This window comes from Pseudomonas sp. Teo4 (genome assembly GCF_034387475.1).
GTDB lineage: Bacteria > Pseudomonadota > Gammaproteobacteria > Pseudomonadales > Pseudomonadaceae > Aquipseudomonas.
Map to the genome: position 1 here is coordinate 3,265,331 of NZ_JAXCIL010000001.1, position 18,358 is coordinate 3,283,688.

At 61.3% G+C, this 18,358-nt stretch carries 15 protein-coding genes; 6 read left to right on the forward strand and 9 right to left on the reverse strand.

The genetic code is table 11. The features are described 5' to 3' along the window. Window positions 1-93: 93 nt before the first annotated feature. The 6 genes from argR to acs form a co-directional block, all read right to left on the reverse strand. Window positions 94-1,074, reverse strand: coding sequence for a transcriptional regulator ArgR (argR, locus tag PspTeo4_RS14650; protein WP_322364522.1), 981 nt, complete (start codon window positions 1,072-1,074; stop codon window positions 94-96). 99 nt (window positions 1,075-1,173) lie between these two features. Then, complete coding sequence (locus PspTeo4_RS14655) at window positions 1,174-1,938, reverse strand: ABC transporter ATP-binding protein (RefSeq protein ID WP_322364523.1); 765 nt, start codon at window positions 1,936-1,938, stop codon at window positions 1,174-1,176. A 22-nt stretch (window positions 1,939-1,960) separates the two neighbouring features. Beyond that, a complete protein-coding gene (locus tag PspTeo4_RS14660; protein ID WP_322364524.1) occupies window positions 1,961-2,659 on the reverse strand; it encodes an ABC transporter permease in 699 nt (232 codons plus the stop codon). After that, the gene (locus tag PspTeo4_RS14665; protein ID WP_322364526.1) at window positions 2,656-3,345 is read right to left on the reverse strand and encodes an ABC transporter permease; all 690 of its coding nucleotides are present in this window, start codon (window positions 3,343-3,345) and stop codon (window positions 2,656-2,658) included. The genes PspTeo4_RS14660 and PspTeo4_RS14665 overlap by 4 nt, the downstream gene beginning before the upstream one ends. Before the next feature lie 88 nt (window positions 3,346-3,433). Then, window positions 3,434-4,219, reverse strand: a complete 786-nt coding sequence (locus PspTeo4_RS14670; protein ID WP_322364527.1) for an ABC transporter substrate-binding protein — start codon at window positions 4,217-4,219, stop codon at window positions 3,434-3,436. A 595-nt stretch (window positions 4,220-4,814) separates the two neighbouring features. Then, window positions 4,815-6,776 carry an acetate--CoA ligase gene (gene acs, locus PspTeo4_RS14675; protein ID WP_322364528.1) on the reverse strand — a complete coding sequence of 654 codons (1,962 nt, stop codon included), beginning with the start codon at window positions 6,774-6,776 and terminating at the stop codon, window positions 4,815-4,817. Between the two features lie 417 nt (window positions 6,777-7,193). Here acs and PspTeo4_RS14680 point away from each other — a divergent pair, with 417 nt between their 5' ends. Beyond that, the gene (locus PspTeo4_RS14680) at window positions 7,194-7,454 is read left to right on the forward strand and encodes a DUF2790 domain-containing protein (protein WP_322364529.1); all 261 of its coding nucleotides are present in this window, start codon (window positions 7,194-7,196) and stop codon (window positions 7,452-7,454) included. Window positions 7,455-7,511: 57 nt separating this feature from the next. Here PspTeo4_RS14680 and PspTeo4_RS14685 read toward each other — a convergent pair whose 3' ends face one another. Further along, complete coding sequence (locus PspTeo4_RS14685; RefSeq protein WP_322364530.1) at window positions 7,512-9,071, reverse strand: sigma-54-dependent transcriptional regulator; 1,560 nt, start codon at window positions 9,069-9,071, stop codon at window positions 7,512-7,514. Between the two features lie 255 nt (window positions 9,072-9,326). On the opposite strand from PspTeo4_RS14685, the gene phhA reads away from it, so the two are divergent. The 4 genes from phhA to PspTeo4_RS14705 all read left to right on the forward strand — a co-directional run bounded on the left by phhA (window position 9,327) and on the right by PspTeo4_RS14705 (window position 12,184). Next, complete coding sequence (gene phhA, locus PspTeo4_RS14690; RefSeq protein ID WP_322364531.1) at window positions 9,327-10,115, forward strand: phenylalanine 4-monooxygenase; 789 nt, start codon at window positions 9,327-9,329, stop codon at window positions 10,113-10,115. Between the two features lie 38 nt (window positions 10,116-10,153). Continuing rightward, window positions 10,154-10,510, forward strand: coding sequence for a 4a-hydroxytetrahydrobiopterin dehydratase (locus tag PspTeo4_RS14695; RefSeq protein ID WP_322364532.1), 357 nt, complete (start codon window positions 10,154-10,156; stop codon window positions 10,508-10,510). A 259-nt stretch (window positions 10,511-10,769) separates the two neighbouring features. Next, a complete protein-coding gene (locus PspTeo4_RS14700; protein WP_322364533.1) occupies window positions 10,770-10,898 on the forward strand; it encodes a hypothetical protein in 129 nt (42 codons plus the stop codon). A gap of 98 nt (window positions 10,899-10,996) precedes the next feature. Further along, complete coding sequence (locus PspTeo4_RS14705) at window positions 10,997-12,184, forward strand: MFS transporter (RefSeq protein WP_322364534.1); 1,188 nt, start codon at window positions 10,997-10,999, stop codon at window positions 12,182-12,184. 135 nt (window positions 12,185-12,319) lie between these two features. Here PspTeo4_RS14705 and PspTeo4_RS14710 read toward each other — a convergent pair whose 3' ends face one another. Next, window positions 12,320-15,340: an FAD-binding and (Fe-S)-binding domain-containing protein gene (locus PspTeo4_RS14710; protein WP_322364535.1), complete on the reverse strand. Its 3,021-nt coding sequence runs from the start codon at window positions 15,338-15,340 to the stop codon at window positions 12,320-12,322. A 152-nt stretch (window positions 15,341-15,492) separates the two neighbouring features. Between PspTeo4_RS14710 and PspTeo4_RS14715 the strand changes: the two genes are divergently transcribed. Beyond that, on the forward strand, window positions 15,493-16,377 hold the full coding sequence (locus PspTeo4_RS14715) for a LysR substrate-binding domain-containing protein (protein WP_322364536.1): 885 nt from the start codon (window positions 15,493-15,495) through the stop codon (window positions 16,375-16,377). A gap of 165 nt (window positions 16,378-16,542) precedes the next feature. Here PspTeo4_RS14715 and PspTeo4_RS14720 read toward each other — a convergent pair whose 3' ends face one another. Beyond that, window positions 16,543-17,961, reverse strand: a complete 1,419-nt coding sequence (locus PspTeo4_RS14720; RefSeq protein ID WP_322364537.1) for an amino acid permease — start codon at window positions 17,959-17,961, stop codon at window positions 16,543-16,545. Window positions 17,962-18,358 lie beyond the last annotated feature (397 nt).

Below are 18,358 nucleotides of genomic sequence, written 5' to 3' on the forward strand. Positions count from 1 at the left end.
CCAATGTGGGAGCTGGCGAAGCCTGCGATGCGCCGCGCGGGCGGCGCTCGATATGCGCCACCCCGCAAAACCCAAGGCAAGCCCCCAAAACCATCAACCTTTTTCGGCAGGCGCCGAACTCAACTCGAACGGGCTGCTGCTGCGTCGCTGGTTGCGATCTTCCCGCGGCGTGGCGCCAAAGAAATTGCGATAGGCACTGGAGAAATGCGGCCCCGAGGAGAACCCGCACGACAAGCCGATCTGGATGATCGACTTGCTGGTCTGCATCAACATCTGCCGCGCCTTGTTCAAGCGCAGCTCCAGGTAATACTGGCTGGGCACCCGATTGAGGTACTGCTTGAAGATCCGCTCCAACTGCCGACGCGACACGCACACATGCTGGGCGATCTCATCGGTAGTCAGCGGCTCCTCGATGTTGGCCTCCATCAACACCACCGCCTGAGTCAGCTTGGGGTGGCTGGAGCCAAGGCGATTCTGCAGCGGAATGCGCTGGCGCTCACCGCCTTCACGAATGCGCTCGACCACCAACTCCTCGGACACCGCCCCAGCCAGCTCGGCGCCGTGATCCCGCGCCAGCACCGCCAGCAACAGGTCGGTGACCGCCATACCGCCACAAGCGGTCAGGCGATCACGGTCCCAATCGAACAGATGGCTGGTGGCGATCACCTTCGGGAAACGCTCGGCGAAGTCATCCTGCCAGCGCCAGTGCACCGCAGCACGGTAGCCGTCGAGTAAGCCGAGTTGGGCCATCGGGTACACGCCCGCAGACAGCCCACCGATCATGCAACCGCTGCGCGCCAACTGCTTGAGCGCGGACGACAGGGCCGAGCCCACAGCCTGCGGCGGCTCGTCCGCCAGCAGGAAGAGTTTGTGACAGCCTTCGAGACGACCGCTCCAAGGCTCGCCAGGCAGGCGCCAGCCCCCTTCTGGCGCAGGCTCGGCCTGCAGGAAGACGGTGTCATACACCACATCCGGATGCACCCGTTGCGCCACCTGCAACACGTCCTCGGCCAGCGCCAGGGTCAAGGGCTTGGTGCTGGGCCAGATGAGAAAACCGATTCGCTGGGTGGTCATAGGGTACGGTCCGAAACCTGAGGTTTTTCGAGTCTGTGGCGCCGGGTCAGGCTGCGCTCGCTGCGCAGCATGCCCTATTATGGTGCAAAGGTGCAGTCTTTACTTCAGGCTGCCAGAGAGGAACTGCTGCAGGCGCTCCGATTTCGGGTTGGCCAGCACTTCACGCGGGCAGCCCGTCTCTTCCACCAGGCCTTTATGCAGGAACACCAGCTGATTGGACACCTCACGGGCAAAGCCCATCTCGTGGGTGACCACCACCATGGTGCGGCCTTCCTGGGCCAGGCTCTGCATCACCTTGAGCACATCGCCCACCAGCTCAGGGTCGAGCGCCGAAGTCGGCTCGTCGAACAGCATCACCTCAGGCTCCATGGCCAGGGCACGGGCGATGGCCACGCGTTGCTGCTCGCCACCGGACATATGGCCCGGGAAGGCATCCTTGCGATGGGCAACGCCTACTTTGGCCAGATAGTGCTCAGCCTTTTCCAAGGCTTCTTTCTTGTTCACACCCAGCACATGCACCGGCGCCTCGATGATGTTCTCCAACGCGGTCATGTGCGACCACAGGTTGAAGTGCTGGAACACCATCGACAGGCGCGAGCGCATGCGCTGCAACTGACGCGGGTCGGCCGCCTTGAGCGCGCCATCCTTGCCGGCGACCATCTTCAGCTCTTCATTGTTGAGCAGAATCTTGCCCGCGTGGGGCTGCTCGAGCAGGTTGATGCAACGCAGGAAGGTCGATTTGCCCGAGCCACTGGAGCCGATGATGCTGATCACGTCGCCTGCCTTGGCGGCCAGGGACACACCCTTGAGCACTTCATGGCTGCCGTAGCGCTTATGCAGGTCTTGGACTTCTAGTTTGTACATGCTGTCGGTTCTCACAGAGCGATCAGTGCTTGCGCGGCGCCAGGTAGCCGAGCCAGCGGCGTTCGGCCATCTTGAACAGGCGCACCAGGATGAAGGTCAGGCACAGGTAGAACACGCCCGCCGTGATGTAAGCCTCGAAAGGCAGGTAGTACTGGGCATTGACCGTGCGCGCAGCACCGGTGATGTCGATCAGGGTCACGATGGATGCAAGACTGGTGGTCTGCAGCATCATGATCACCTCGTTGCTGTACTGCGGCAGCGCCCGGCGCAGGGCCGAGGGCAGCAGAATGCGCCGGTACATCTTCATGCGCGACATGCCCACCGCCTTGGCAGCTTCGATCTCGCCATGGGGCGTGGCCTTGAGGCTGCCGGCGATGATTTCGGCGGTGTAGGCACTGGTGTTGACGGCGAAGGCCAGGCACGCGCAGAAGGTCGCACTCGACAACCACGGCCAGAAGATACTCTCGCGCACCGCCTCGAACTGGGCCAGACCGTAATAGATCAGGAACAGCTGCACCAGCATCGGCGTGCCGCGGATCACATAGGTGTACAGCCAGGCCACCAGGTTCACCACCGGCTGCTTGGACACTCGCATCAAGCCCAGCGGAATGGCCGCCAGCAGACCGAACAGCAGCGACAGCGCCAGCAGCTTCAGAGTGGTCAGCAACCCACCGAGATACAGCGGCATGGCCTCCCAGACGACGTTGTAGTCGAAGATCATAGTTCAGCCACCTTGACGCCTACCGAGTAGCGCTTCTCGAGATATCGCAGGGCCAGCAGCGAGACACTGGTGATCACCAGGTACAACGCCGCCACCGCCAGGAAGAAGGTGAAGGGTTCACGGGTGGCATCGGCCGCCTGCTTGGCCTTGAACATCATGTCCTGCAGACCGACCACCGAAATCAACGCCGTGGCCTTGGTCAGTACCAGCCAGTTGTTGGTGAAGCCCGGAATCGCCAGACGGATCATCTGCGGCACCAGAATGCGAAAGAACACCTTGGTGTTGCTCATGCCATAGGCCACGCCGGCTTCGGCCTGGCCCTTGGGAATACCGAGGAATGCGCCACGGAAGGTTTCCGACAGGTAGGCGCCAAAAATGAAGCCCAACGTGCCGATACCAGCAATCAGCGGGTTAAGGTCGATGTAATCGTCGTAGCCGACCAGCGGCGCCACACGGTTGATCAGGTCCTGACCGCCGTAGAAGATCAGCAGGATCAGCACCAGATCCGGAATGCCACGAATCACAGTGGCGTACATGTCACCCAACCAGGCCAGCCAGCGCACAGGCGACAAGCGCAGCGCAACACCGATCAGGCCGAGCACGATGGCCAGGGCCATCGACGACAGGGCGAGCTGAAGCGTCAGCCACGCCCCGTCGAGGATGACTGCCCCGTAGCCTTTCAACATGATGAGGTCCTCGACCTAGAGAAATAAAAATGGTGCAAACCTCAGAGTCTCTGCTGTTTGCACCATTGCACCGGTGAAACTCGACGTCTTACTTCGAGTCTGGACCGTAGATGTCGAAGTTGAAGTATTTGGCTTCAATTTCTTTGTATTTGCCGTTGGCGCGGATCGCGTCGATGGCGGCGTTGATGCGGTCGGCGTTGGCCTTGTCACCCTTGCGCACGGCGATGCCGACGCCGTCACCGAAGTACTTCACGTCGGTGAACGATGGGCCGACGAAGGCGAAGCCTTTACCAGCATCGGTCTTCAGGAAGCCATCTTCGAGCAGGGTAGCGTCGGCAACGGTACCGTCCAGGCGGCCCGCGGCGACATCCAGGTAGATTTCGTTCTGAGTACCGTAAGGCACGACGGTGGCGCCCTTCGGAGCCAGGACTTCCTTGGCGAAGCGGTCATGGATCGAACCGCGCTGCACGCCAATTTTCTTGCCCTTGAGTTCATCCAGGCTTTCGCTGACGGTGGTGCCTTCCTTCATTACCAGGCGCGCTGGGGTCAGGTAGTAGCGCTTGGTGAAGTCCACCGATTTCTTGCGGTCTTCGGTGATCGACATGGACGACAGGATGGCGTCGATCTTGCGCACCTTCAGCGCTGGGATCAGGCCGTCGAATTCTTGCTCGACCCAGGTGCATTTGGCTTTCATTTCTTCGCACAGGGCGTTGCCGATGTCGTAGTCGAAACCGGCGATGCTGCCGTCGGGTTGCTTGAAGGCGAAGGGTGGGTAGGCGGCCTCGATACCGATTTTCAACGGCTTCTCATCGGCCTGCGACACCAGGGAAAACACGGACAGCGCCAGGGCGCCAAGCAGTGCAAGCTTCTTCATCAGGTAACTCCATCGGTACGGGGCAATACGAGGCAGGAGGTAACAGCTGCCCGATATGCGAATGGGTACAACGCGAGCCGCGCAGGGTTCGACCAAGGTCGCAGACCACGAGCGAGTGAGTGGCATTTTAACGACAGCCCGAAAGCCGATATTTCTTCAAAGCGACAACTACGTATAGAAGCGCCTGAAACGGCATCTGGCGATGTTGACAGCCATTGCAAAATATGCAAAAGCGCAAGGAATAGAACCTATTGACCTAGCAATTACCGGGCCTATTATTGGCAAAGCCTTGTAGTACGGCAAGTGCAGCGTGCTGACTTGCAAGAAATGGCTACAGAATCGCACCAAAAACGAACGAACCTGTTTCTTCTTGCCCCGGCCTTGTGCGAAATCGGTGACACGATGGTTACCGATGAATGTCGAGGTAACAGGATGTAAGTAAAGCAAAAACCCCGCCGGTTGCCCGTGCGGGGTTTTCTTTTGTTTCAAGGGGACTGCTTTTCAGCCCAATCGCCAGCAAGCCAGCTCCTGCAGATACGACAGCGTTCTCGAGAGCGGCGCGGTCCTTGTGGGAGCCGGTTTGCCGGCGATTGGGTTACGCCGAAGCCAGGTTCATCGCCTTGTGGGTGTCGATCAGGTGCTGCACCACACCCGGGTCGGCCAGCGTCGAGATATCACCCAGTGCGTCGTATTCACCGGTGGCAATCTTGCGCAGGATGCGGCGCATGATCTTGCCCGAACGGGTCTTCGGAAGCCCAGGTGCCCACTGGATGACATCCGGCGATGCGATCGGGCCGATCTCCTTGCGCACCCAGTTCTTCAGCTCCAGACGCAACTGCTCGTTCGGCTCGATACCGGCATTGAGGGTGACATAGACATAGATACCCTGCCCCTTGATGTCATGCGGCACACCCACCACCGCAGCTTCGGCAACCTTGGCATGAGCCACCATGGCGCTTTCGATCTCGGCGGTACCCATGCGGTGGCCGGACACGTTGAGCACGTCATCCACGCGGCCAGTGATCCAGTAGTAGCCATCTTCGTCGCGGCGCGCACCGTCGCCGGTGAAGTACATGCCACGGAAGGTCTTGAAGTAGGTGTCGACGAAGCGGTCGTGGTCGCCGAACAGCGAGCGCGACTGGCCCGGCCAGGAATCGAGAATCACCAGGTTACCCTCGGCCGCACCTTCGATCAGGTTGCCCAGGTTGTCCACCAAGGCCGGCACCACACCGAAGAACGGACGGGTCGCCGAACCAGGCTTGAGGCCGGTTGCACCCGGCAGCGGGCTGATGAGGATGCCGCCGGTTTCGGTCTGCCACCAGGTATCGACGATCGGGCAGCGCTCTTTACCGACCGTCTTGTAGTACCAATTCCAGGCTTCCGGGTTGATTGGCTCACCCACCGAACCCAGCAGGCGCAGGCTGGAGCCATCGGCACCCGCCACGGCAGCCTGCCCTTCGGCCATCATGGCGCGAATCGCAGTCGGCGCGGTGTAGAGGATGTTGACCTTGTGCTTGTCGACGATCTTCGACACGCGGGTAATGTCCGGATAGTTCGGCACACCTTCGAACAGCAAGGTAGTCGCACCGTTGGCCAGCGGACCATAGACGATGTAGCTGTGGCCGGTGACCCAACCCACGTCCGCGGTGCACCAGTAAACCTCGCCCGGGCGGTAGTCGAACACACGCTCATGGGTAAGGGCGGCATACACCAGGTAGCCACCGGTGGTGTGCAGCACCCCCTTGGGCTTGCCGGTGGAACCGGAGGTATAGAGGATGAACAGCGGCTCCTCGGCACCCATTTCCTTCGGTGCGCAGTGACTGGAGGCCACTTTCATCAGGTCTTCGTACCAGATGTCGCGGTGTTGGTGCCAGGCAATGTCGCCACCGGTGCGCTTGCACACGATGATCTTCTGCACGCTGTTGGTTTCAGGGTTGGTCAGGGCCAGGTCGACGTTGGCCTTGAGCGGCGTACGACGGCCACCGCGCACACCCTCGTCGGCGGTGATCACCACCTTCGAGCGGCAGTCGATGATGCGACCGGCCAGTGCCTCCGGCGAGAAGCCGCCGAACACCACGGAATGGATGGCACCGATACGGGCACAGGCCAGCATGGCCACAACAGCCTCGGGAATCATCGGCATATAGATGGTGACCACGTCACCACGGTGCACATCCTGGCCGCGCAGGGCGTTGGCGAACTTGCACACTTGTTCATGAAGTTCGCGATAGGTGATGTTGCGGTGCTCGGAAGGGTCGTCGCCCTCCCAGATGATTGCCAACTGGTCGCCACGCTCTTGCAGGTGACGATCCAGGCAGTTGGAGGAAACGTTCAGAGTGCCGTCGGCGAACCATTTGATATCGACGTGATGGTCGTCGAAGGAGGTCTGCTTGACCTTGGTGAAAGGCTTGATCCAGTCGATACGCTGGGCCTGCTCGCGCCAGAAGCCGTCCGGGTTGATCACCGATTGCTGGTACATGGCCTTGTAGGTGGCCTCGTCGGTCAGGGTAGTGGCCGCAACCTCGGGACGAACAGGATACAGTGGAGCCGCACTCATCTGTGTTACCTCGGTGTAATAGTTGTTTTTGTATGGAACCGTTTGTAACTGTACCAGAGCGACAAAAGCCATTCGACGTTGGTAGTAGCGAAGACCGATTTCTTTCGGCCGTTTTTCCACGAAGGCTCTAGCCCGCGGCTGCTGGCCCAACCAGGTAGAAAAACCGGTGATTTTGCCCAGGGATTGTTACAGATTCTGTCAAAAGGCAAAAAAACTTTATCAAAACGCCATCTGTTTCACCCCAATACCTGGGCATAAAATTCACCTCGCCAACAACGGCAAGGCGATTAACTTCTGGTAACAGCCCCCACGAAGGCAACTGTTAATCCCTCTCTAACTGATAGTTAAAACTTAGCTGTACTCGCGGCGTCACAAGCGCCGCGCATCCCCTCACGACCTTAGATAGGTAAAATGAAAATGAAAGCTTTACTGGCATTGGTTCTTGGCAGTGTTGTTTGCAGCGCAGCGATGGCTGGCGAAGTTGCAAAAGATGCCGAGCAGATTCCGGTTGAACAGTACAGTTACTCGCAGCACCTGGACATCGCTCGCGTGCTTTCCATGAGCGAAGTGCCCAACGTCTGCGAAGTGGTGCCTGCCCGCATGACCTACGAGGACTCCAAGGGCCAGAAGCACGTTCTCGAGTACCGCGTGATGGGTAACGGCTGCTCCAACGGCTAAGTTTCTCCGGAGTAGTCAGCTGGAATGGGGCCCCACTGGGGCCCTTTCGCATTTCAACTAATCGACCGACTTATTGAGCGAATAATCTCGCAACTTATTGGCAATCGTCGTGTGCGAAACACCCAGACGTTTACCCAATGCCCGACTACTTGGATACTCACCCATCAAACTTTCCAGTACGGCCTTTTCAAATCGTCCGACAATCTGCGAAAGATCCCCGTCCAGCGAAAACTCACCCAAGGGCTGACGTACGCCATAATCCGGCAAGCGAATGTGTTCGCTTTTCACCACCCCGCCCTCGCATAACGAAACGGCCTGGAACAACACGTTCTCCAATTGCCGCACGTTGCCCGGCCAATGGTATTGGCCGAGCTTGTCCATCGCTGCAGGCGCCAGACGCGGCATCGCACAACCGATCTGCCGGCTGGCCTGATCAAGGAAGTGCTGCACCAGACCCTCCAACCCGTCCATGCACTCGCGCAGCGGCGGAATGTGCAACGACAGCACGTTGAGCCGATGGTAGAGGTCCTGACGGAACTCGCCGCGCGCGCACAATTCCGACAAGTCCACCTGGGTTGCGCAGATCACCCGCACATCCAGGTACACCTCTTCGTCGCTGCCTACACGACGGAAGCACCCGTCCTGCAGAAAACGCAGCAGCTTCACCTGAAGACGCGGGCTCATCTCTCCTACCCCGTCGAGGAACAGCGTGCCACCGGCCGTCAGCTCAAGCAGGCCCAACTTGCCCTCGGCCCTGGCCCCCTCGAAGGCACCCGGCCCGTAGCCGAACAACTCGGTTTCTGCCATGGACTCCGGCAAGCCTGCGCAGTTAAGCGCCATCAACGGCGACTGACCACGCGGGCTGGCCAAGTGGCAGGCTCGGGCCAGCAGCTCCTTGCCGGTCCCCGTCTCACCCTCGATCAGCAAGGGCGCATCAAGGGGCGCCATGCGCCGCGCCTCGCGCACCACCGCAGCCATCATGCGTGAACTCTGGAAGATGCTGTCGAAACCGCGCAATTCCTGTTTGCGCACGTTGTAGATACGCTCACCGATACGGTCGGCGCGGTGCAGGGTCAGCACCGCACCGGCAAGCGCCTCGCTGTCGTCGTGCTCGGACTGCAACGGTGCGATATCGGCAAGGAACACATCGCCTTTGACCTTGATACGCAAACCGTTGATGCGCGACTTGTTGGCCCGCACCAGCTCCGGCAGGTCGAAATCCTCGACGTAACGCGCCAATGGCATCCCAGGCACTTCATCTACCCGCACCCCCAGCAGTTGAGCGGCGGTGCGGTTGGCAGCGACGATGCTGCCGCCCATGTCGATCGACAGCACCGGGAAATCCAGAGCGCCGAGCAACGCGTTGAGCTCCATGTGCCGACGCTCGCTGGGCATCAATCCGACGCGCTTGACTCCGAACACCCCGGCAATCGCTTCGAACTTCGGCCGCAGCGCCTGAAACTGCAGGTTGATCAGGTTGGGGCAATGCAGGTAGATGGCATTGCCATGGTCGCCGCCCACCTCGCCGCGCAACACGTTGATACCGTACTCCACCAGCAGGTTGAGGATGTCGCGAAGGATGCCGATGCGGTTCTGGCAATGGACTTTGATACGCATGAAAGCTCTCGAGGCGCGGAAGTTTTTCAACAATGCGCGGAAAAGTCGTAAAGATAAGCTGACAAATTAACCGAATTCTTCAGCCTGGCACCCCGGATTTTCCGGCAGACGGGGTATTTTGTAAAATTATCGTTACGACGAATGGACAGGCGAGCCTCAAATCAGCCGCACCCTCCCCGTGCAAAACCGCGGATGAAGGGATATTTCTAAGGTATGTCGCGGACATAACAAGAAAGCCCTCACCAGGAGAGCCACATGAAACAGACGCAATACGTGGCACGCGAGCCCGATGCGCACGGTTTTATCGACTACCCGCAGCAAGAGCATGCGGTGTGGAACACGCTGATCACCCGCCAGATGAAAGTCATCGAAGGCCGCGCGTGCCAGGAATACCTGGACGGCATCGACCAGCTCAAGCTGCCCCATGACCGCATCCCGCAACTGGGCGAGATCAACAAGGTACTGGGCGCCACCACCGGCTGGCAGGTTGCCAGGGTGCCGGCCTTGATCCCCTTCCAGACCTTCTTCGAACTGCTGGCCAGCAAACGCTTCCCGGTGGCCACGTTCATTCGCACCCCGGAAGAGCTCGACTACCTGCAGGAACCGGATATCTTCCACGAAATCTTCGGCCACTGCCCGCTGCTGACCAATCCCTGGTTCGCCGAGTTCACCCACACCTACGGCAAACTCGGCCTGGCCGCGACCAAGGAACAACGGGTGTACCTGGCCCGCCTGTACTGGATGACCATCGAGTTTGGCCTGATGGAAACTGCACAAGGCTGCAAGATCTACGGCGGCGGTATCCTGTCCTCGCCGAAAGAGACCGTATACAGCCTGTCTGGCGAGCCCGAGCACCAGGCGTTCGACCCGATCGAAGCGATGCGCACGCCTTACCGTATCGACATTCTGCAGCCGCTGTATTTCGTGCTGCCGAACCTCAAGCGCCTGTTCGACCTGGCCCACGAAGACATCATGGGCATGGTTCACCAGGCCATGCAGCTGGGCCTGCACGCACCGAAGTTTCCACCCAAGGTCGCTGCCTGAGCACCTTGCCGATAACAACTCAAACCGGAAAACACCCCATGAATGCCTTGAACCAAGCCCACTGCGAAGCCTGCCGCGCCGACGCCCCGAAAGTGACCGACGAAGAACTGGCCCAGCTGATTCGCGAGATCCCGGACTGGAACATCGAAGTGCGCGACGGCCACATGGAGCTTGAGCGCGTGTTCCTGTTCAAGAACTTCAAGCACGCCCTCGCCTTCACCAACGCAGTCGGCGAAATCGCCGAGGCCGAAGGCCACCACCCAGGCCTGCTGACCGAATGGGGCAAGGTGACCGTGACCTGGTGGAGCCACTCGATCAAGGGCCTGCACCGCAACGACTTCATCATGTGCGCACGTACCGACAAGGTTGCCGAGACGGCCGAAGGCCGTAAGTAAGCAACAACAGCAGGGCCCCTGTGGGAGCGGGTTTACCCGCGAATACGAGAGTGGTTCAACCACCGTATTCGCGGGTAAACCCGCCTCCACAGGGGCCCTGTTGCATGCGCGATAACGTTCGATATCCGCCCGCAAAACCGACAGCTGACCGGCAAAAAGTTCAAACTGTCATCCCGAGTGCTGTATCCTGCCCCAGCTTTTCGAAGCCACCCACGCGCCTGGCGCAGTCTTTACACTCACTCTTGCGAGGAACGACGAGATGCATGAAATCCCGAATCTTCCCTTCCCAAGCCTGAAACCCGAAGAGCAATCCGTTGCCGCCCACACCGAACCGACGCCTGGCGTCGAGCAGGATGGCGACGATAAATCCAGCGCTGACCAGGAATAACCGCGCACTCCCTCCGACTGTGTGAAAACGGCTGACCCGCGGTCTACCCTTGTCATCGCGTTTTCACACCGTCCAGAACCTCTGCCACGAAGGCCCCCATGCCAGACTCACCGCGCCCCCTTGCGGTCACCCTGCAAGTCGTCTCCATCGTCCTCTTCACCTTCATCGGCTACCTGAACATCGGCATCCCCCTGGCCGTATTACCCGGCTATGTGCACAACGACCTGGGTTTCAGCGCCGTCATCGCCGGCCTGGTGATCAGCGTCCAGTACCTGGCCACCCTGCTCAGCCGCCCCACCGCCAGCCGCATCATCGATAACCTCGGCAGCAAGAAGGCAGTCATGTATGGCCTGTTCGGCTGCGGCCTGAGCGGCGTGTTCATGCTGGCCTGCGCCTTCCTGACCCAGCAGCCTTGGCTGAGCCTGGCTTGCCTGTTCGTAGGGCGCCTGGTACTGGGCAGTGCCGAAAGCCTGGTCGGCTCCGGCTCCATCGGCTGGGGCATCGGCCGGGTCGGCGCCGAACACACCGCCAAGGTCATCTCCTGGAACGGCATCGCCAGCTATGGCGCACTGGCCATCGGCGCGCCGCTGGGGGTGCTGATGGTCAAGAGTCTGGGCTTGTGGAGCATGGGTGCCAGCATCATCTTGCTGGGCGTGGTCGGCTTGCTGCTGGCCTGGCCGAAACGTGCAGCACCAGTCGTCAGCGGTGTGCGCCTGCCGTTCCTGCGGGTGCTGGGCAAGGTATTCCCACATGGTACCGGGCTGGCGCTGGGCTCGATCGGCTTCGGCACCATCGCCACCTTCATCACCCTGTACTACGCCAGCCGCCAGTGGCCGAACGCGGCACTGACCCTGAGCCTGTTCGGCGCCAGCTTCATCTGTGCACGCCTGCTGTTTGGCAACACGATCAACCGCCTTGGCGGGTTCCGCGTGGCCATCGTTTGCCTGTCGGTGGAAACCTTGGGCTTGCTGATGCTGTGGCTGGCACCCAGCGCCGAAATGGCCCTGGCGGGCGCTGCCCTCAGTGGTTTCGGGTTCTCGCTGGTGTTCCCGGCGCTGGGTGTGGAAGCGGTGAACCAGGTTTCGGCGGCCAACCGCGGCGCAGCGGTGGGGGCTTATTCGCTGTTCATCGACCTGTCGCTGGGGATTACCGGCCCGCTGGTGGGTGCGGTGGCGTCGGGATTCGGATTTGCTTCGATGTTTCTGTTCGCGGCGGCGGCGTCGTGCTGTGGGCTGGTGTTGAGCTTGTATCTTTACCGACAGGCTCTAAGACTACACTCGGCTTAGTTACCGGGGCTGCTACGCACCCAATCGCAGGCTTCGCCAGCTCCCACAAGTAGGGTGTTGCATCTGTAGGAGCTGGCGAAGCCTGCGATGGGCCGCAAAGCGGCCCCAGTAAACCTAAAGCACTTTTACACCTGATCAGCGCTGCGCGTACTGCAACACGACCTCCAACGGGTGACGCATCTGCCGCTCGGTCATGCGTTTGACCTGGCTACGGCACGAATACCCGGTCGCCAGCGGCTCGCCGTCCTTGTCCAGCTTGGTCGCCCAGGACTGCTCGAAGATGGTCCGCGAGGTTTCCTGGTTGCGCGCCTCGTGCCCATAGGTACCGGACATCCCGCAGCACCCGGTGGCCTCGGTCACAAGCTTGAGCCCCAGACGGGCAAACACCTGCTCCCACTGTTTGGTGCTGGCCGGCACGTTGGTCTTCTCGGTGCAGTGGGCCATCAGGCGGAAGTTGCCCGGCGCGACCGCAGCCTGCTCTGGCAGCACATCCATCAACCACTCCTGCGGCAACAGGACTTTCGGGCACTCTTCCAGGCCTGGCACCTTCTGGTATTCCTGGCGGTAGACCAGGGTCATCGCCGGGTCCAGACCCACCAGCGGCACACCGCAGTCGGCCAGGGCCTTGAGCTGGGTGGCGTTGCGAATCGCAGCCTTGGCAAAGGCCCCCAGGAAGCCCTGCACGTGCAGCGGCTTGCCATTGGCGCTGTAAGGCGCCAGGAACACCCGGTGACCGAGACGGTGGGCCAGTTCAATGAACGACGCCAGCAGCGGCGTCTCGAAGTAGCGGGTGAAGGCATCCTGCACCAGCACGATGCTGCGCTCGCGCTGGGCCGGGGTCAGTTCACGCAGCGCCGGTACACTGGCCACACCCACACGGCAGCGAGTCAGCGTCGACTGGAAGTTGAATCGGCTGATCAGCGGGCTGTCGACCATGCCGACTTTGTCCGCCAGCAGCTTGCTCACCCATTTCGAGCCCATCACCGCGTTGTACAGCCCTGGCGCATGGGCCAGGTACGGAATGGTGAACTCCAGCGAACCGATCAGGTAGTCGCGCATAGGGCGTTGGTAACGGCCGTGATACAGCTCGAGGAAGCGCGAGCGGAAGTCCGGTACGTTGACCTTGATCGGGCACTGGCCCGCGCAGGATTTGCACGCCAGGCAACCGGCCATGGCGTCATACACCTCGTGGGAAAAGTCCTCCTGGCCCTGCTGACGTGCGCGGTTGTTGCGCAGGCGCGCCGGCAGGCCCTTGAGCCACGACACCTTGTTGCGCGCCGCCGCCAGCACGTCGATATCGGCCTCGCCCTGCAGGCGCAGCCATTCGCGCATCAGCGAGGCACGGCCCTTGGGCGAATGCTGGCGCTCGCGGGTGGCCTTCCACGACGGGCACATGGCGTCGTTGGGGTCGTAGTTGTAGCAGGCGCCGTTGCCGTTGCAGTGCACGGCGCTAGGGAAGTCCTGCCACACGCGCTCGCTGATGGTACGGTCGAGATCACCACGCAGGGTCACGCCGTCGACCGGAGTCAGGCCTTCGGCGCTGTCCGGCGGGGTGCAGATCTTGCCCGGGTTGAGCTGGTTGTGTGGGTCGAAGGCGCCTTTCAGGCGCTGCAGCGCCGGGTACAGCTCGCCGAAGTACTCCGGCACATACTCCGAACGCAGGCCCTTGCCATGCTCACCCCACAGCAGGCCACCGTAGCTTTTGGTCAGCGCTGCCACAGCGTCGGAAATCGGCTTGACCAGTGCGGCCTGGGCCGGGTCTTTCATGTCCAGCGCCGGGCGCACGTGCAGCACGCCGGCATCGACGTGGCCAAACATGCCGTAGGCCAGGCCGTAGCCATCGAGCAAGGCGCGGAAGTCGGCAATGTAGTCGGCCAGTTGCTCCGGTGGTACCGCCGTGTCTTCCACGAACGGCTGCGGGCGCACTTCGCCCTCGACGTTACCCAGCAAGCCTACCGAGCGCTTGCGCATGACGTAGACGCGGGTGACTGCCTCGGCGCCTTCCGCCAGGGTATGCCCCAGGCGCTCGACGCTGGTGTCCGCCTGCAAGTGTTCAACGAATGCCTGCACCCGGGCGTTGACCTCGGCCGGCTCATCGCCGCAGAACTCCACCAGGTTGATGCCCAGGGTCGGGCGCTCGGGGTCTGCCGGGAAGTACTCGGCCACGCTGTGCCAGACGATGTCCTTCATCGCCAGCATCAGCACCTTGGAGTCGACGGTCTCGATCGACAGCGGCTTGTGCGCCATCAGTGCGTTAGCGTCGCGCAGGGCGTCCATGAAGCTGGTGTAGCGTACGTTGACCAACACCGCGTACTTGGGAATCGGCAGCACATTGAGCTTGGCCTCGACCACATAGCCCAGCGAACCCTCGGCACCGCACAGCACGCTGTTGAGGTTGAAGCGGCCTTGCTCGTCGCGCAGGTGCGCCAGGTCATAGCCGGTCAGGCAGCGGTTGAGCTTGGGAAAGGTGCTTTCGATCAGCTCGGCCTGGTTCTCCTGGATGTCACGCGCCATGCGGTACACCTCGCCGACCCGGCCGGGCGCGGCACAGGCCTGCTCCAGCGCCGCATCGTCGATGGGCAGGCTGTGCAGGCGCTCACCACCCAGCAGCACGCTGTGCAGCTCCAACACGTGGTCGCGAGTCTTGCCGTAGGTGCAGCTGCCCTGCCCGCTGGCGTCGGTGTTGATCATGCCGCCGACGGTGGCGCGGTTGGAGGTGGACAGTTCCGGGGCGAAGAACAGCCCATAGGGCTTGAGCGCGGCGTTGAGCTGGTCCTTGACCGTACCGGCCTGGACACGCACCCAGCGCTCTTCGACGTTGATTTCGAGGATCTTGTTCATGTGCCGCGACAGGTCGACGACGATGCCGTCGGTCAGCGACTGGCCGTTGGTGCCGGTACCGCCGCCACGCGGGGTCAGCTTGACCTGCTGGAAGCGCGCATCGCCCATCAACGTAGCGACCCGCGCCACATCGTCGGCGTCCATCGGGAACACCGCTGCCTGGGGCAGACGCTGGTAGATCGAGTTGTCGGTGGCCAACACCGTGCGGGTGGCGTAATCGGCACTGATCTGGCCTCGGAAACCGCTGTTGCGCAGGGCTTCGAGGAATTCTGGGTAGTTGGCGCTCGGTGCACGGGTCGGCAGCTGGGCGATCATCGAAGGATGGCCTCTTGATATTGGCTAATTCACGGAAATCCTGTCACCTCGGCATGGGTCATTTCATGCACGGATGACGAATAGGCCCATGTTCCTGTAGTTTCGTCACAGGGGCAAACGGATAATCCTGCCGCTATCAATGACTTTTATGAATGAATTACCGCCATCTGACCCCCTCCATGTCGCTGCTGCTGGCATTCGAGGCCGCCGCGCGGCATGAAAGCTATACCCGAGCCGCCGCCGAACTGTCCCTGACCCAGAGCGCGGTCAGCCGGCAAGTGCAGGCGCTGGAGCAGCAACTGGGCCTGACCCTGTTCCGCCGCGAGGGCCGCCAGGTGCAGTTGACCGACGTCGGCCGCCTGTACCAGCGCGAGCTGAGCGAGGCGCTGGGACGCATCCGCAGCGCGACCCTGCAGGCGCTGGCCTACCAGTCCGGCGTCGGCACCCTGCGCCTGGCGACCCTACCCACCTTCGGCTCGAAGTGGCTGTTGCCGCGTCTGCACGCCTTCTACAGCGCACACCCCGGCATGCTGGTGCACATCCATTCGCGAATCGAAGCCATCAACTTTGACACCAGCGAGATCGACGCGGCCATCGGCGTGGCCAGCCATGACCTGCCGGGGCTGATCTGCCACCGCCTGCATGCCGAACAACTGGTGGTGATCTTGCCACCGGAGGCCAGCGGCGATGCCCAGGGCTGGAGCCCGGCGCGAATCAGTGAAGAAGTGCTGCTGAACGTTGCCAACAACCCCCACGCCTGGGGTGAGTGGTTCTCCCACCACGGCCTGCCCCACCGCTCGATGCGCCTGGGGCCTAGCTTCGAACTGACCTCTCACCTGATTCAGGCCGTACGCGCCGGGATCGGCATCGGCCTGGTGCCGCAGATTCTGGTAGAAGAGGAATTGGCCAAAGGCGAGCTGTTCAGCCCGGGGACGGCGTTTGCCAGCCAGCGCAGTTATTACCTTATCTACCCGCCGAGGAATGAGGCACTGCCATCGTTGCGGGCGTTTCGTGGCTGGTTGCTGGAACAGATCTGAATTTTTGCTGCCTGCACTGGCCCTATCGCCGGCAAGCCGGCTCCCACATGAACTGCGCCGCTGCAATATTTGTGGGAGCCGGCTTGCCGGCGATAGGGCCATTACAGGCAACAAAAAACCCGATGCCAGTCACCTGACATCGGGTTTCGTTTTCACCGCCAGCGCTTACTTGGTCGCAGTCCCAGCCGCACCATTGGCCTGCGTCCCACGCTTGCTCTTGAGCACGTAGAACACGAACATCGCCACCAACCACACCGGAATCGCATACACCGACACCTGGATGCCTGGAATCTGCAGCATGATGCCCAGAATCAGGACCACGAAGGCCAGGCAGATGTAGTTGCCGTAGGGGTACCACAGCGCCTTGAACAGCGGCTTCTGGCCGGTACGATCCAGGTGCTGACGGAACTTCAGGTGCGAGTAGCTGATCATCGCCCAGTTGATCACCAGGGTCGCGACCACCAGCGACATCAGCAACTCCAGTGCATTCTGCGGAATCAGGTAGTTCAGCAGCACCGCAATCAGGGTCACCGCCGCCGATACCAGAATCGAACGCACCGGCACACCGCGCTTGTCGACCTTGGCCAGGGCCGCCGGAGCGTCACCTTGCTCGGCCATGCCCAGCAGCATGCGGGCGTTGCAGTAAGTGCCGCTGTTGTACACCGACAGCGCTGCGGTCAGTACCACGAAGTTCAACAGGTGGGCGGCCACATCGCTGCCCAGCAGGGAGAACACCTGCACGAACGGGCTGCTGCCGTAGCTGCCGCCAGAGGCGTCGATGCTGGCGACCAGGTTGTCCCATGGAGTCAGCGACAACAGCACCACCAGCGCACCGATGTAGAAGATCAGGATGCGATAGATGACCTGGTTGATGGCCTTGGGGATGACGGTTTTCGGCTTGTCGGCCTCGGCTGCGGTGAAACCGAGCATTTCCAGGCCACCGAAGGAGAACATGATGAACGCCAGCGCCATGACCAGGCCGCTCACGCCATGCGGGAAGAAGCCGCCATGCGCCCACAGGTTGGTCACCGAGGCATCCGGGCCGCCGCTGCCGCTGGTCAGCAGGTAGGCACCCAGGCCGATCATGCCGACAATGGCCGCGACCTTGATGATGGCGAACCAGAATTCGGCTTCACCGAACACCTTCACGTTCATCAGGTTGATGAAGTTGATCAGCAGGAAGAAGCCAGCCGCCGTGACCCACGTCGGGATCTCCGGCCACCAGTAGTGAATGTACTTGCCGACCGCCGTGAGCTCCGACATGCCCACCAGGATGTACAGCACCCAGCAGTTCCAGCCCGACAGGAAGCCGGCGAAACCGCCCCAGTACTTATGGGCAAAGTGGCTGAACGAACCGGCCACCGGCTCTTCGACGATCATTTCGCCCAGCTGGCGCATGATCATGAAGGCGATGAAGCCGCAGATGGCGTAGCCGAGGATCATCGACGGGCCGGCGGATTTCATCACGCCTGCCGAGCCAAGGAACAGACCGGTACCAATCGCGCCGCCGAGGGCGATCAACTGGATATGGCGGTTCTTCAGGCCCCGCTTGAGCTCGCCTGAATGCGTGTTTTGTCCACTCATGAACGAAGTCACCTGCATTGTTTTTATCTGTGACGGAATCGGACCCACCGCGCTCGTGGCGCAGCGGAATGGGCAAGGTGGTTACCTTGGGTTTCTTGTACAAAGGGACCGCCGGGGCGGATCAGCCGGGCTTGGACAAGAGTGCGCGGTACGCAAAAGGGTCACAGGTAAAACGCGGCGCACTGTATACCCCTGCAAACGCGCAGGCGTCAACGCGTTGCGTCGTTTCCTCGGGAAAAAACGCAGCGGTCCTGTGGTGTAGGCCATCGAAGGCGGAGTGATCGGCGTACATGGCGCCTCCATTTGTTGTTCTGTAGGCCCAGCTCTGCGGATGGGCTTCTTGCACTCGGCAATGCCGGCTATATCAGCGTGGCACGGGGGTTTGGGCAATAGGGCG

Coding starts and splice junctions, on each gene's coding strand:
- argR (WP_322364522.1), bottom strand. CDS start 1,074: ATGACCACCCAGCGAATCGGTTTTCTCATCTGGCCCAGCACCAAGCCC.
- PspTeo4_RS14655 (WP_322364523.1), bottom strand. CDS start 1,938: ATGTACAAACTAGAAGTCCAAGACCTGCATAAGCGCTACGGCAGCCAT.
- PspTeo4_RS14660 (WP_322364524.1), bottom strand. CDS start 2,659: ATGATCTTCGACTACAACGTCGTCTGGGAGGCCATGCCGCTGTATCTC.
- PspTeo4_RS14665 (WP_322364526.1), bottom strand. CDS start 3,345: ATGTTGAAAGGCTACGGGGCAGTCATCCTCGACGGGGCGTGGCTGACG.
- PspTeo4_RS14670 (WP_322364527.1), bottom strand. CDS start 4,219: ATGAAGAAGCTTGCACTGCTTGGCGCCCTGGCGCTGTCCGTGTTTTCC.
- acs (WP_322364528.1), bottom strand. CDS start 6,776: ATGAGTGCGGCTCCACTGTATCCTGTTCGTCCCGAGGTTGCGGCCACT.
- PspTeo4_RS14680 (WP_322364529.1), top strand. CDS start 7,194: ATGAAAGCTTTACTGGCATTGGTTCTTGGCAGTGTTGTTTGCAGCGCA.
- PspTeo4_RS14685 (WP_322364530.1), bottom strand. CDS start 9,071: ATGCGTATCAAAGTCCATTGCCAGAACCGCATCGGCATCCTTCGCGAC.
- phhA (WP_322364531.1), top strand. CDS start 9,327: ATGAAACAGACGCAATACGTGGCACGCGAGCCCGATGCGCACGGTTTT.
- PspTeo4_RS14695 (WP_322364532.1), top strand. CDS start 10,154: ATGAATGCCTTGAACCAAGCCCACTGCGAAGCCTGCCGCGCCGACGCC.
- PspTeo4_RS14700 (WP_322364533.1), top strand. CDS start 10,770: ATGCATGAAATCCCGAATCTTCCCTTCCCAAGCCTGAAACCCGAAGAG.
- PspTeo4_RS14705 (WP_322364534.1), top strand. CDS start 10,997: ATGCCAGACTCACCGCGCCCCCTTGCGGTCACCCTGCAAGTCGTCTCC.
- PspTeo4_RS14710 (WP_322364535.1), bottom strand. CDS start 15,340: ATGATCGCCCAGCTGCCGACCCGTGCACCGAGCGCCAACTACCCAGAA.
- PspTeo4_RS14715 (WP_322364536.1), top strand. CDS start 15,493: ATGAATTACCGCCATCTGACCCCCTCCATGTCGCTGCTGCTGGCATTC.
- PspTeo4_RS14720 (WP_322364537.1), bottom strand. CDS start 17,961: ATGAGTGGACAAAACACGCATTCAGGCGAGCTCAAGCGGGGCCTGAAG.